Genomic DNA, 14,248 nt, shown 5'->3' with positions numbered 1-14,248 from the left:
TTGAGTATGAAATAAAGAAAATAGATCAGCAGTTTCATAAAACTGTATTGTGATAATAGCTCAGTCACAAAAAAATAGATCCATGATGAAAATAAATCCATTTAAAAAGCATTTGAGCTTGTTTGCTGTTATGGCAAGCATCCTACTCTCTAGTTGTGCTCAAGATGCGATAAAAAAGGAGGTAGACCAAATTCCGTATGAAGCCAATTGGTCGTCGTTGAGAAAACACAATACACCGCAATGGTTAGAAGATTCAAAATTTGGAATTTACAGTCATTGGGGAGCTCAGTCGGTAGTGCTCGAAAGTGGTAATCCGGATATGCCACACGCAGAAGCGATTGAAAAATGGAAAGGGGAGAAATTCTCGGCAAAAGAATGGGTGGATTTGTTCGAAAGAGCTGGAGCTCAGTTTGCGGGTCCAGTAGCATGGCATGTAAATGGGATGTTGAACTGGAATTCGAAAATTACAGATTGGAATTCGGTAAAAAAAGGTCCAAAGGTTGATATTTTTGGAAGCTTGGCAAGTGAAATCCGAAAACGAGATATGAAGTTAATTGCTTCTTTCCATAGCAGTACTTTGTGGGGACAGATTTCATCTACCGATACGACCTATGTATCGCCAAAGCATGAAAATGTAGTGACCGGAACTGATCCTGTTGTTTATGGAAAAGAAGGTCGTTTTAGAACCGAATACCTGCAAGGTTGGTTAGAACGAATGACTGAAGCTATGGAGCTATATCAGCCAGATATTGTTTGGACCGATGTTGGATTTGGAGGAACCTTACAATTAGAGAAAAAGAAAGTATTGGTTGGTGGAAAAATAATAGATAAAGGAAAAGCAGTTCGTATGTCTGGTATTCGTGAAGATGTTCAGCAGACCTATTTAAGTCGATATTTTAACAAAGCTCAGGAATGGGGCAAAGAGGTTGGTTTTATCTATAAATCATTCGATATTCCACCAGGAATTGCCATGCGAGATATTGAAAATGGGAATTTGAATGGATTACAATTCGATCCATGGATGGCTGATATCAACATGCAACAGCACATGGTTTGGCCAACAGTTTGGTTTTACAATCCTAAAAATAAATTGAAAGATGCGAACATGCTAATTGATATGTTGGCAGATATAACCAGTAAGAATGGTCGAATTTTGCTGAATGTGCCTCCAAAAGTAGATGGTAGCTTTTCTGATGAAGTTAAAAAAGAATTGTATGCCATGGGCGATTGGCTAAAATTAAATGGAGAAGCAATTTATGGAACATCTCCTTGGGTAATCTATGGTGAAGGACCAGCAGAAGTAGTCAATCCGGGACATCATGGTCAGGGAAAAAATCATGGGAAAGAGATTCCTGTTTACACCGAAAAAGACATCCGTTTTACGGAAAAAGGAGATGACTTGTACGCGATATGTTTGGATTGGCCAAAGGATAAATTACATATTAAAAGTCTTGGCTTTCAGGGGAAATTGTACCCAGGACAAATTAAAAATATAAGCCTTATTGGTTCAAAAGATAAAATTGAATGGGAACAAACCGAAGGAGCTTTGGTGGTAACTTTTCCGAAAGAAAAACCATGCGATTTTGCTTACTGTTTAAAAATAGAACGAAAGAAATTAATAAAATAAAATCGAAAGCTTACCAACTAATTATGAAACATTTATTTTTTGTAGTCTCATTGTTTTTTGCCTCATATTTGTCGGCTCAAAACGTACCTCAATTTAAAGAGGTTCCATTAAATACAATTCATCCAGAAGGATGGTTGAAAGAATATTTTATTCGTCAGAAAAATGGTTTAGGAGGACATCCTCATGTCTCAGGCTATCCATTTAATACCAAAATGTGGACAGAAGATATTCAAGTGCCTGAAGGTCATTTAGGGAAAAAAGATTGGCCTTATGAGCAAACTGCTTACTATTTGGATGGTATTTTACGAGCGGGTTATTTGTTGCAGGATACAACTTTAATTCAAGTCGTAAAAAAGAACATCGATTATGTGCTGACACATCCTGGTAAAGAGGGTATTTTGGGTTTTAAAAACAGTGATGATTGGAGTCGGGTTGTATTTTTCAGAGTCTTAATGGCGGAATATGAAGTGACGAAAGATCAAAGGATTTTGGATAAGTTGACGACTCATTTTTTACAGAAAAAACGCTTATTTACAAAGGGACGAGCCTTACTAAGTATCGAGTCGATTTTATGGCTTTATGGAAAAACAAATAATCAGAATTTGTTAGTTTTGGCAGAGGAGTCTTTTTCGCAAAATACAGGAACTCAGCAGGGGGGAGAATATAGCGAAGAGGATCATGCAGAACCACAGTCGAAATTTTTAGATGTTTTACTTTCAGATAAAATTCCTGCAGGTCATGGTGTTTCGTATCTCGAGCAAGTAAAAATCCCTAGTATTTTATATTTACACACTGGCAAACAAAAATACTTAGATGCTTCAATTCATGGAATGGAGAAATTGGAGAAGCACCACATGTTGGTGGATGGTTGCCCAAGTTCTGTTGAGCATTTAAGTGGAAAATCGATTAGCATGGCACATGAAACTTGTGATATTGTTGATTTAAGCTGGAGTGCTGGATATTTATTGAAGGCTACAAAAGATGGGCGTTGGGCAGATGTTATTGAACGTGCCATATTCAATGCGGGAATGGGAGCGATCAACAAAGAATTTAAAGGACACCAATATTATTCTGCACCCAATCAGCCAGTAGCCTCTACAACATCGAGTCGTTTTAATGAGAAGTTGAAGTGGGGAGGAATGGCTTATGGTAGAATGTGTTACCGAACCGGGCACGATACGGAATGTTGCACCGGAAATGTTGAACGCATGATGCCTGCTTATGCAGGTAGAATGTGGATGAGAGATGAGGCGGGAGAGTCTGTGGTTAAAGCACTTTATGGTCCTGGAACATTTACTACATCAATTAACAATCAGGATGTCACATTTGTAGAACAGACCAATTACCCTTTTTCGGAAGAAATAAAAATTTCTATGAAGATGGCTAAGAAAAGTAAGTTTTCTTTCTTGTTGCGCATTCCTCAATGGTGTACGGATCCAGAAGTAAGGCTTAATGGAAAACAGATTGAGAAATTAAAAATAGAGAAAGGTTTTGTTTGTTTAAATCGCACTTTTAAAAATGGAGATCTCTTGTCTTTAAATTTACCCATGAAGATTAAGATAAGTACTTGGAAAACGGATGGGGATGGAATTGCGATTGAAAGAGGTCCGTTGGTATATTCTCTGCCTGTTAAAGCAGAAATGATTGATTTTCCTTTTATTGGATGTGCTGATGCAGGCGATTTCCCTCATAAAATGTATTTGCCAAAAGGAGATTGGAATTATGCAATCTCATCGAAAGATATTGAGTTTATTAAATCAGAGGTAAAAGGAAGTTATCCTTGGGATCTGAATGCTGTACCTGTAAAGTTAAAAGTAAGGGCTCAAAAGGTTGGTAATTGGAATTTGGATGGAACTAAACATTTAAATTCTTGGCCTGAAAAAATAGAATTATCTGATAAAGAAGAAATTTTAGAGTTCGTGCCTTTGGGAGTTAGTTATTTACGAATGACAATATTACCAGAATTGAAAAAATAATAGAATGAGTATGCTTAAAAATAGATTATTATTGTTTGTTGGAATTGTATTTTTCCTTATTTCTTGTCAAACACCCAAAACGGTTTGGAACATTCAAGATTACGGAGCTAAAGGGGATAGCTTGACTTTGAATACTTTATTTATTCAAACTGCCATTGATGATTGTAGTAAAGCTGGAGGAGGAACAGTTCTTATTTGTGATGGAATTTACGTTTCAGGAACAGTTTTATTGAAAGATAATGTGAGGTTGAAAGTAGCCGAAGGAGCAAAATTGATTGGTAGTGCAAACCCTAAAGATTATCAAACCATTGATCCGTTTACGGATGCAGTTGGACAGCAGCGTGGTAAGTGTTTAATTGGTGCGTTAAATGCTAAGAATATTGCCCTTGGCGGAAAAGGAATTGTTGATGGAAGAGGTCATCTTTTTAAAAGAGATGAGCTTACAAAAACCATGAAGAAATTGGGTGTTGATAAAAATAAATTGAAGGAATATGTTAATAATCGGCCTTTTTTGGTTCGTTTTGTAAAGTCATCAGGAGTAAAAGTTACTGATATTTCATTGCGTCAACCTGCTGCTTGGACTTGTCATTTTTTTCAGTGTGATGATATTTTAGTTGATGGCATTACAATTTATAGTCATGCTCATAAAAATAACGATGGTATCGATTTAGATTCCAGTAAAGATGCAGTAATTAAAAATTGCACTATCGATTCGGGAGACGATGCAATTTGCTTCAAAACAACTAGTCCTGTTCCTACACAAAATGTTCAGGTTAGTGATTGTCGTTTAAAAAGTAACTGGGGCACCATCAAATTTGGAACCGAATCGATGGGCGATTTTCGCGATATTACAATCAAAAATTGCTACATCCACGAAACACGTGGCGGAGGAATTAAAATTTTGAGTGTTGATGGTGCGAATATCGATAATATTGTGATTGATAGCATTCAGATGGAGAAGGTGGATATGCCAATCTTCATTCGATTGGGAGAGCGATTAAGAACTTATCGTGATGCGCCAAAACAAAATGTAGGAAGTATAAATAATGTGACGATTAGTAATGTTGTGGCAACAACTTGGGATTTGGAAGAATCTAGAGTTTCTCCTCCATCGGGAATTCTAATGACGGGTACAAAAAATCATCAGCTTGGAGCTGTAAAATTGGAAAATGTTCAAATTTATCTGCCTGGAGGAGGAACGAAAGAGCAAAGTAAAACCATTGTTTTGGAGGATGAAAAAAGATATCCTGAGTTTAGTTTCTTCGGAGTACTTCCATCTTATGGAATTATGGGGCGTCATATGGAATCGCTAACAATTTCAAATCTGCTAATTCAGACCGAAGCTAAAGATGAGAGGCTTCCGCTTGTTATGCTAGATGTTCAAAATCAACAAGTTGTTGGGGCTGAAATTAACGGAGAAAAATATCAAATTCAATAAACGAATAAATAAAAAACTTATGTGTTTCAAACAAAAAAGTATAAGTGCTTTGCTTATTTTAATGAGCTTGTTTTTATTTTCAGGAGTAAAACAAACTTTTGCAAAGAAGACTAAAAAACAGAATGTATTGCTAATTTTCACCGATGATCATCGGTATTCAGGTGTTCATGCATTAGGGCATCAGCAGGTTAAAACGCCAAATATCGATGCTTTGGCTAATAATGGGATTGCATTTACAAATACCTTCCTGATGGGATCATTTTCTGGAGCCACTTGCATGCCAAGTCGTGCTATGTTACTGTCGGGTCGTCAGGTGTTTCATCTGAAAGGGCAGGGGCGTGAAATTCCAAAAGACAATACGACTATAGGTGAGTCATTTAAGCAAGCGGGTTACGATACCCATATTGTTGGGAAATGGCATCAGGATATTAAAACCTTGGTTCGTTCGTTCGATACTGGTTCTACAATTATGGGAATTGGTGTTTACTTAACCGATCACTTTCGCATGCCTATTTGGGATTGGGATAAAAAAGGAATTTTTGCAAAAAAAGATGCCTACTTATTGGAGTACGATGAAAATGGTAAAACTGTTCGTAGGGCAATTACTAAAAGCGATAAACGTGGCCCAACAGGAACCGAGAAGACAGGACCACACACTTCCGAAGTTTTTGCTGATAATGCGATCAATTATATCAAAAATCATAAAAAGAAAGATCCATTTTTTATGTACTTGGCTTTTCATGCGCCACACGATCCTCGTCAGGCACCACAAAAGTATCGCGACATGTATCCTGCAGATAGCATTCAATTGCCACCCTCTTATATGCCACAGCATCCTTTTGATAATGGTCATATGGTTTTGCGCGATGAAGCTTTAGCACCTTGGCCAAGAACTCCAGAAGTTGTGCGCAATCAATTGGCCAATTATTATGCGATTATTACGCACTTGGATGCTCAAATAGGACGAGTTATTGCCGCGCTGAAAGAAAGTGGAGAGTACGAAAATACTTTGATTGTTTTTGCAGGAGATAGTGGTTTGGCAGTTGGTTGCCATGGTTTAATGGGTAAACAAAGTGTTTACGATGAGGATGGTGTTCATGTGCCTTTCATTGTTTCAGGTGCAAATGTGGCAGATAAAGGAAAAAGAATTGATGCCTTGACTTATACCTATGATATTTTTCCAACCATTTGTGATTTAACGGGTTTGTCCATTCCAGCATCCGTTGATGGAAAAAGTTTAGTTCCAGTAATAAAAGGAGAGAAAAAACAGGTTAGAGATTATACCTATCATGCTTATCGTCAGCATCAAAGAGCATATCGAAAAGGAAATTATAAATTGATTGAATTTGTACGTGCGAAAGATTACGATAGAAAGTCAAAAAGTGAATTTGTTTCGGGATCGAGAGTTACTCTTTTATTCAACATTAAAAAGGATCCTTGGGAAACAACGAACCTTGCATTTTTACCTGAGTACAAGGAAGTTTTGAATAAAATGAAAAAAGAGATGAAAAAGAAAGCTGTTGAATTAGGTGATTACAAAGAGCATGTTGATTATGCCTATGATTTCTGGGATTTTTATTAATTAAAATGTAGGGTCATAGCATACTATGACCGATTATTGTGCAACATATATTGAACTGTAATCAATTCTTTAACTAGAATTGTTTGCAGTTTTTTTATTTCTCCACTTTCGTCATGAAAAACACACTAATTCCACCCAAAATAAAGAAGATTCCTCCAGCTAGCATTAAGGCAGAAGAAAGCGTGTAATGATCGGTGTACCAACCCAAAAACGGACCGATGAGTGCAAAGCAGATTCGAATAATAAAGTTTCGAACAGAAAGCACGGTTGCTCGCATCTCCGATTCAGTTATTCTATTGATGTAATCTTTTAGAACAGGTGTTGCAATTCCTCGTACAAAATAAAAAAAGAAGAGCACGCCAACTCCAATTAGTGAATTGAACCAGCCTGTTAAAACAAATCCAGCCGATACACCAAGAACAATAAATACAGAAGTGCCAATCTTACCCAAATAAGCTTCTACTCGATGGGCTGAAAGTGCCACAAAGCCTACTGTTAGGTTTAAAAGTGTCCAGATGACTCCGATGGTGCTCACTTCTAGTTCTAAATCACGCAAATAAGGCTGAATAAACCAGGCCAGCGTAAGCGTTGCACAGCCAATAACCGATGATAGAACGATATTCCAACGTAGTATAGCGTTGTCCCACAAAGAGAATTTTACGATGCTTAAAATGTGCTTAAAGCCAACTTTTACTTTTTCGGAATTTTGATTCGGATCAATTAATAGAATGGAGGCGGGTATTGCAATAAAAGCAATAAATGATTGAAACACAAAAGGCGTTCTTAAGCTGATTAAAGCCAAACTACCTCCAGCAATACCTGCAAGGGCTTCTGCGAAATTACCAACCGACATCACTCTACTTTCCTGTTTCAAGTAGTCTTTTTCCTTATTCATCTTTAAAAGACTATCGTAAAGCATGGCCGAATCCGATCCAGATATAAAACTACTGCCAATGCCTAAGATCAATTCTGCAATTAAGAAACCAGAGAAGTCATGACTGAAAGAATAGACGATAAAGCCCAAACAACCTAAAATAGAACCTAGAATTAGCGATTTTTTTCGTCCCCAAACGTCGGCAATGTATCCCGATGGAATTTCAAGCGCAACAACCGCAACAGAATAAATCCCCTTTAGAGTCAATACATCTTGCATGCTTAAACCATTCTCTTGATAAAAAAGCACGATAATGGGCATGGTTAGCATGAACCACTTGGCAATTTTAATCAAATACAGCTTTGGAATGTTTCCAGAAATAGATCTTGTCATTGCTTTAATTTGTGTTGCAAAGATAATTGTCCGATTGTAACGAGAAAGAATTTCTTTCTTAATTTATAGGTTATCAGTTTAGTAAAACAAAAAAACGATAGAAATAATTAAGGATGAGGATTTATTTGTGTAAATTAGAAAGGAGGAGTTGGTTTTGTGAGCTGTAGTATTTTAATTAAAAATTTCTGACCTATGGGAATGACATTGATTGAAAAAATTTTGGTGAATCACTCCAAAGAAAAAATTGTAAAACCAGGAGATATTGTTGATGTTGAAATTGATATTCGTGCTGCCAGAGATTTTGGTGGTGCTAATGTTGTAAAAAATATTCAGGAGTATAATTTAAAAATTGCCAATCCAAAAAAAACCTTTTTCACTTTCGATTGTAACCCCACAGGTTCAGATCAGAAATATGCTGTTAATCAGCAAATATGCCGGTTGTTTGCCCGGGATAATGGAATAAAAGTATACGATATTAATACCGGAATAGGAACTCATACCCTTATAGAACAGGGCTTGGCTTATTCGGGAATTACCGCCGTTACGACCGATTCTCATGCCAATATTTTAGGAGCTGTAGGAGCTTTTGGACAGGGAATGGGCGATAAGGATATTGCGGCTGCAATTCACAATGGGAAAGTATGGTTTAAGGTTCCCAAATCTGTTAAAATCAATTTAAATGGTAAACGTCCTAAAGGAATTTATGCCAAGGATATTGTACTGGGATTACTTAATTATTTCGGAGCCAATTCTCTTTTGGGTTATGCAGTGGAAATGTATGGCGATGAAGTAGATCATCTAACTCTTGATGAGAGAATTACCATTGCCTCAATGGCAACAGAAATGGGTTGTGTAATTATATTTTTCACTCCAAACAACGCCATAATGGAGTACAGTAAGTTTAGAAATGGGAAAAAGTTTGATTTGGTAAAAGCTGATAATCATGCGCATTATCATGAGATTTATAATTTAAATTTGAATGAGTTTGTTCCTCGCCTTTCTTTACCCGGAAAACCACACGATACAGTTCCCGTTAGTGATGCTAAAGGAGTGAAAATAGACTCCGCTTTTATAGGAAGTTGTACAAACGGACGAATGGAAGATTTTAGAGTTGTAGCAAGTATTTTAAAGGGAAGAAAAGTGGCGCCGGATGTGGTGTTTAAGCTGGTTCCTGCAACCGATGAAATTTGGAATGAATGCCTGAAGGAAGGTTTGATTAATATTTTTAAGGAAGCGGGAGCAATGGTATCCAATGCGGGCTGTGCAGGTTGTGCTGCCGGTCAGGTTGGACAAAATGGCGAAGGGGAAGTAAGCATAAGCACAGGCAATAGAAATTTTCCTGGTAAACAGGGAAAAGGGAAAGTTTATTTGGCTTCGCCAGCAACAGTTGCCGCTTCGGCAATTGCGGGTTGTATTGTGCCACACAATGAAATTCCCGATTTGCCAGTAAAATTTGCAAGGCATAAATTAAGGAGGAAAATAGTTGAAACTGCAATTGTTCCAGAATCGCATGAAAAACCTACCTTTATAGAAGGTCGTGTGTGGTATATTCCTATGGATAATATCGATACAGATATGATTTTTCATAATCGATATCTAACCATTACTGATGTGAATGAAATGGGACAATATACCTTCGATAATTTGGAAGGATATGAAGATTTTTCCAAAAAAGCGGAGAAAGGTGATATTGTAGTTGTACATAAAAATTTTGGGAGTGGTAGTTCTCGCCAACAGGCCGTTGATTGTTTTAAAGCTCTCGGTATTCAGGCTATAGTGGCAGAATCGTATGGAGCCATTTACGAGCGAAATGCAATTAATGCAGCCTTTCCAATTGTGAGTTGTGATGTAATTTCAAAACTGAATGTAAGCGATGGAGATGTACTTCGTTTAGATTTAGAAACTGGCGAAATCATAAACAGATCTAAAAATATATTGGTTCAAGCAGAACGTTTCTCTGAAGTACAATTAGAGATTTACCAAAATGGTGGTTTGTTTTAGCGATAGATAAACACAAAGGAATCTCAAAATACTTCATAAAGTCACGCAAAGGATATTTTATTGATTATTCTTCGTGATATTCTTCATATAGTTTATTAGTGGTTGAGAAATAGATTACGATCATGCAAAATCTAACTTTTGTTGAGAAAATTTTTGGAGCTAAATGTGGTAGTATTGTTTTTAAAAGTCCGGATATTATACTCACACACGATAATACTGCTAGCATTAAAAAAACATTTCAGAAAATGGGAGGTGAAAAGGTGAAAAATCCCGATCAACTCTTAGTCGTTTTGGATCATAATGCACCACCTACAAATGCAAAGCTGGCTAACGATTATCAAAGAATTAGAGAATTGGTGAAGGAGCAGGGAGTCAAAAAATTTTACGATGCAGGTTCTGGTATCTGCCATCAACTCATGGCAAATCATGCAAAACCCGGAATGTTGATTGTTGGAAGCGATAGCCACACTTGTACAGCAGGTGCTTTTAATACCATGGCCGCAGGAATAGACAGAACCGAAGCGGCAGGTCTTTGGAAGCGCGGAGAAACCTGGTTTCGTGTGCCCGAATCCATTAAAATTACTTTAAAAGGAGAATTTCCCGAGGGCGTTTATACAAAAGATCTTTCCTTATATATTATTGGTATGCTCGGTTCTGCCGGAGCCAATTATATGTCTATTGAATATCATGGCGAGGCTGTAGAAAAGCTTTCCGTTTCGGAACGGATGACACTGGCCAATCTGGCTTCCGAAATGGGTGCTAAAAATGCAGTTTTCCCCCCCGATAAGATCCTGGAAGAATATTACGGCCAAAAAATAACAGGGCTTTGGGCCGATAAAAATGCCATATACCTCAAAAAATATGAAATTAATTTGAGCGATTTAATGCCGTTGATAGCTGCTCCTCATCATGTTGATAATGTTAAAAGCATATCAGAATTGAATGGCACAATCCTCAATCAAGGCTTAATTGGAACTTGTACAAATGGGCGTTTGGAAGATTTACGCATTGCCGCTCATATTCTCGAGGGGAAAAATATTGCCAACGGATTTCAATTGTTGGTGGCTCCGGCTTCCAAAAATATTTATCTGCAAGCTATCGAAGAGGGAATTATTACAAAGCTGATGAAAGCGGGTGCTACTATTTTAGGAGCTTCCTGCGGACCTTGTTTGGGAACCGGACAAGGAATTCCTGCCGATGGTTTTAATGTAATATCAACTGCAAATCGTAATTTTCTTGGGCGAATGGGGAATAAGAATGCTAAAATTTTCCTCGCATCTCCGGCAACAGTTGCCTGTTCTGCATTGGCAGGTAAAATTACCGATCCACGAAAAAATTTTTCTCAAAACAGGCAATTCCCATTTAAAAAGAAGCAGAGTGCTAAAATTATCATTTCTGATCAAGAGGATAGAAAAGAAAATGGCGTTTGGGATTATTCCGATATAGATCATTTAAATACCGATCAAATGTTCGCCGGAAATTTAACCTACGAGATTCTGAGTTCCGATCCGGAAGCAATACGACCTTATTTGTTTAAAGATTTCGACAATTCTTTTGCCGATAGAGTAGGTGCAGGTGATATTCTAATAGGTGGAGATAATTTTGGCTGTGGAAGTTCCCGCGAGCATCCGGCAGTGGGTTTAGCGCATGCCGGAGTGCAGGCTGTTATCGTAAAATCGGTAAACCGGATATTTTATCGCTCGGCCATAAACCAGGGACTGTTATTGATCGTAAACCGCAAAATTGTCGATTTTTATAAAAAAGGAGATATGCTTAAGCTTGATTTTCAGGAAGGAATAGTACAAATTGGCAAAAAATGCTTTGAAATACCACCATTACCTGAAAAATTACAGCAAATTATAAAATATAAAGGTCTTGTAAATTGGATACAATCTGAATCCTAAGCTCTTACTGATAAGTAGGTGTTTTTTACTGAAAAAAATGCAATTTTATTTGTTTAGGAAAGTAATAAATACCTATATTTGCATCGCCTTTTAAGGGAATGGTCCAGTAGCTCAGTTGGATTAGAGCAACAGCCTTCTAAGCTGTGGGTCCCAGGTTCGAATCCTGGCTGGATCACCATTTTTTTAAAAGCGCAAAAAAAGATTAACAAGGACGGTCCAGTAGCTCAGTTGGATTAGAGCAACAGCCTTCTAAGCTGTGGGTCCCAGGTTCGAATCCTGGCTGGATCACAAAAAAGGATAACAGAAATGTTATCCTTTTTTTTATGCCTAAAAAATATAATTTATTTCAATAGTTCATATCTTTAGGTCAGTTTTAAAAATAAAGGATATTTTATGAATACATCATCAGTTAATTTAATCTATTTTTCTCCAACTGGAACAAGTAAGAAAGTTATTAAAGCTATAGGACAAGAATTGGGTGTTCAACAGGTCAATGAGTTTGATATAACGCCATTGGCTTTTGCATCATCAGAAAATGTGAAAATTGAGAATGAGCTTTCGATTATCGCTATTCCTGTATATGGCGGACGTGTGCCGGAGCAAGCTTTGGAGCATTTGCAAAAATTCCAAGTTAAAAATGCTCCTGTTGTTTTACTTGCTGTTTACGGAAATAGACATTACGATGATGCCTTATTGGAATTAAAAGATGCTGTGTTGGAAATAGGATTTACTCCTTTTGCCGCAGGAGCTTTTATAGGAGAGCATTCTTATTCGATAGATCGTAAGCCGATAGCTCAAAATCGTCCTGATGAGTCTGATATTTTAAAGGCAAAACAATTTGCACACGACTTGTTGTTGAAAATACAAGATGGAGAAGCAAATGGTTTCAAAATTTGTGATGTGCCGGGTAATGTTCCCTACAAAACAAAAGGTCAAATGCCTGATATTGCTCCAACAACAGAGGAAGAGCTTTGTGATTTGTGTGGAATCTGTGCCGAGGTATGTCCGGTAGATGTGATTGATGTAACGGATAAGGTTCTTACCAACTCTAAAGCCTGTATTCGTTGTTGTGCTTGTATAAAAGCATGTCCTACTGATGCTCGGGTTTTTGATAATGAGTTTATTGATGGAATAAGAGAAAAGCTTTTTACAAACTGCTCGGAACGCAGGGAACCAGAGTTTTTTATGTAAAAAATATATGTAATAAGAATCGAAAGGTCTGCAATTTATTTGCAGGCCTTTTTTGTTTTCAGGCTATCCCTGTTTTGTAATCAGGAATTTATGAGTCAGGAATTTTTAATTCAATTTTTTATGGATTACACATCCTAAGCTGTTTAGTCGTAAATTACAAATTTACAAGAGCGAGCAATTTGTAAATAAAAGTTAAAAAATGAATATTCATTCATTTTGTGAATTGTATTATTTATCTTCGTTCTATCAAAATTAATAAAAGGTTGAAAGAATGAATAAATTTAGCAGTGTAATTTGGACAGGACTTAGAATATTATTTGCACTTTTTATGGTAGTAGCAGGAGTGCAGCATTTCTTAAAACCAGAATTTTTTCTGCCTTTTGTGCCAGGTTTTTTAGGATTTAAAATAGAGATAATTTATCTGTCAGGTATAATCGAAATTGCATTAGGTATTTTTCTACTGATTAAAAAATATTCACGAATGGCAGCTTTGGGTATTTTTGTTTTAATGATATTATTTCTGCCCATTCATATTTGGGATGTATTTTCTGATACTCCCGCTATCGGAACGCAAAAAGCTGCTTTAATCCGATTACCGATTCAATTTTTATTTATGGCAATTGCATGGAAACTAAAAGCAATATCTGAAATTAATTATAAATAATATAGTCCTATGGCAATAAGAGAGAAAAGTAAGGAAAAACGGAATGCTTTGTTAGATGCAACCTTGAGTTTGGTAAACAACAATGGTTTTCATGCTGCTCCCATGTCGAAAATAGCAAAAATGGCTAAGGTGTCACCAGCAACTATATATATTTATTTTGATAATAAGCAAGATCTTATAAATCAGTTGTATCTGGAAAAAAAGAAGGCTTATACAAAACATGCTTTTGAAGGCTACTCGGAGAGTATGCCGGTAAAAAAAGCTTTTGAATTGATTTGGTATAATATTGCTGATTACAAATTGAAAGAGTTAGAGGAATCATGGTTTTTATCGCAATGTGATAATACAATGATGATTGATGAGGAAGTGAGACAAGAAGGATTAATGCACTTGCAGCCATTATTAAACTTGTGGGAACGAGGACAGAAAGAGGGAATTGTTAAAGATGTATCGCATTATGTTTTATATGCTTATGCAATTAACTCACTATCTTTTTTAATGAATATGCAAAAGCGAGAATTATTTCAAATTGATAACAAAAGTCTTGATCAGGTTTTTCAATCTGCCTGGGACAGCATTAGAATATAAAGAATAATGG

Annotated in this window: 10 protein-coding genes and 2 tRNA genes; 11 read left to right on the top strand and 1 reads right to left on the bottom strand. The window is 36.7% G+C overall.

Annotated elements, in window-relative coordinates:
* Positions 1–82: 82 nt before the first annotated feature.
* The 4 genes from ACT3CE_RS17150 to ACT3CE_RS17135 are packed head-to-tail and all read left to right on the top strand — an operon-like array spanning position 83 to position 6,623.
* Positions 83–1,627 (top strand): alpha-L-fucosidase, encoded by a 1,545-nt coding sequence (locus tag ACT3CE_RS17150; protein WP_444711001.1) that lies wholly within the window; start codon positions 83–85, stop codon positions 1,625–1,627.
* Positions 1,525–3,603 (top strand): beta-L-arabinofuranosidase domain-containing protein, encoded by a 2,079-nt coding sequence (locus tag ACT3CE_RS17145; RefSeq protein WP_444711000.1) that lies wholly within the window; start codon positions 1,525–1,527, stop codon positions 3,601–3,603. The genes ACT3CE_RS17150 and ACT3CE_RS17145 overlap by 103 nt, the downstream gene beginning before the upstream one ends.
* 4 nt (positions 3,604–3,607) lie before the next feature.
* The gene (locus ACT3CE_RS17140) at positions 3,608–5,041 is read left to right on the top strand and encodes a glycoside hydrolase family 28 protein (protein ID WP_444710999.1); all 1,434 of its coding nucleotides are present in this window, start codon (positions 3,608–3,610) and stop codon (positions 5,039–5,041) included.
* A gap of 19 nt (positions 5,042–5,060) precedes the next feature.
* Positions 5,061–6,623, top strand: coding sequence for a sulfatase-like hydrolase/transferase (locus ACT3CE_RS17135; RefSeq protein ID WP_444710998.1), 1,563 nt, complete (start codon positions 5,061–5,063; stop codon positions 6,621–6,623).
* A 94-nt stretch (positions 6,624–6,717) separates the two neighbouring features.
* Here ACT3CE_RS17135 and ACT3CE_RS17130 read toward each other — a convergent pair whose 3' ends face one another.
* The gene (locus ACT3CE_RS17130; protein ID WP_444710997.1) at positions 6,718–7,890 is read right to left on the bottom strand and encodes an MFS transporter; all 1,173 of its coding nucleotides are present in this window, start codon (positions 7,888–7,890) and stop codon (positions 6,718–6,720) included.
* Positions 7,891–8,082: 192 nt separating this feature from the next.
* Between ACT3CE_RS17130 and ACT3CE_RS17125 the strand changes: the two genes are divergently transcribed.
* From ACT3CE_RS17125 to ACT3CE_RS17095, 7 genes are all read left to right on the top strand, one after another.
* Positions 8,083–9,891: an aconitase/3-isopropylmalate dehydratase large subunit family protein gene (locus ACT3CE_RS17125; RefSeq protein WP_444710996.1), complete on the top strand. Its 1,809-nt coding sequence runs from the start codon at positions 8,083–8,085 to the stop codon at positions 9,889–9,891.
* A 122-nt stretch (positions 9,892–10,013) separates the two neighbouring features.
* A complete protein-coding gene (locus ACT3CE_RS17120) occupies positions 10,014–11,795 on the top strand; it encodes an aconitase/3-isopropylmalate dehydratase large subunit family protein (RefSeq protein WP_444710995.1) in 1,782 nt (593 codons plus the stop codon).
* Positions 11,796–11,895: 100 nt separating this feature from the next.
* A tRNA-Arg gene (locus ACT3CE_RS17115) sits at positions 11,896–11,973 on the top strand.
* A gap of 35 nt (positions 11,974–12,008) precedes the next feature.
* Positions 12,009–12,083, top strand: a tRNA-Arg gene (locus ACT3CE_RS17110).
* Between the two features lie 105 nt (positions 12,084–12,188).
* The gene (locus ACT3CE_RS17105) at positions 12,189–12,986 is read left to right on the top strand and encodes an EFR1 family ferrodoxin (protein WP_444710994.1); all 798 of its coding nucleotides are present in this window, start codon (positions 12,189–12,191) and stop codon (positions 12,984–12,986) included.
* 271 nt (positions 12,987–13,257) lie between these two features.
* Positions 13,258–13,650 carry a DoxX family protein gene (locus ACT3CE_RS17100; RefSeq protein WP_444710993.1) on the top strand — a complete coding sequence of 131 codons (393 nt, stop codon included), beginning with the start codon at positions 13,258–13,260 and terminating at the stop codon, positions 13,648–13,650.
* A gap of 9 nt (positions 13,651–13,659) precedes the next feature.
* Complete coding sequence (locus tag ACT3CE_RS17095) at positions 13,660–14,238, top strand: TetR/AcrR family transcriptional regulator (protein WP_444710992.1); 579 nt, start codon at positions 13,660–13,662, stop codon at positions 14,236–14,238.
* The last annotated feature ends 10 nt before the right edge of the window (positions 14,239–14,248 follow it).

The sequence above is a fragment of the Marinifilum sp. RC60d5 genome, assembly GCF_052400665.1.
GTDB lineage: Bacteria > Bacteroidota > Bacteroidia > Bacteroidales > Marinifilaceae > JBQTGK01.
The sequence above is the reverse complement of the archived record's forward strand: the minus strand, read 5'-3'. Positions and strand labels throughout refer to the sequence as shown.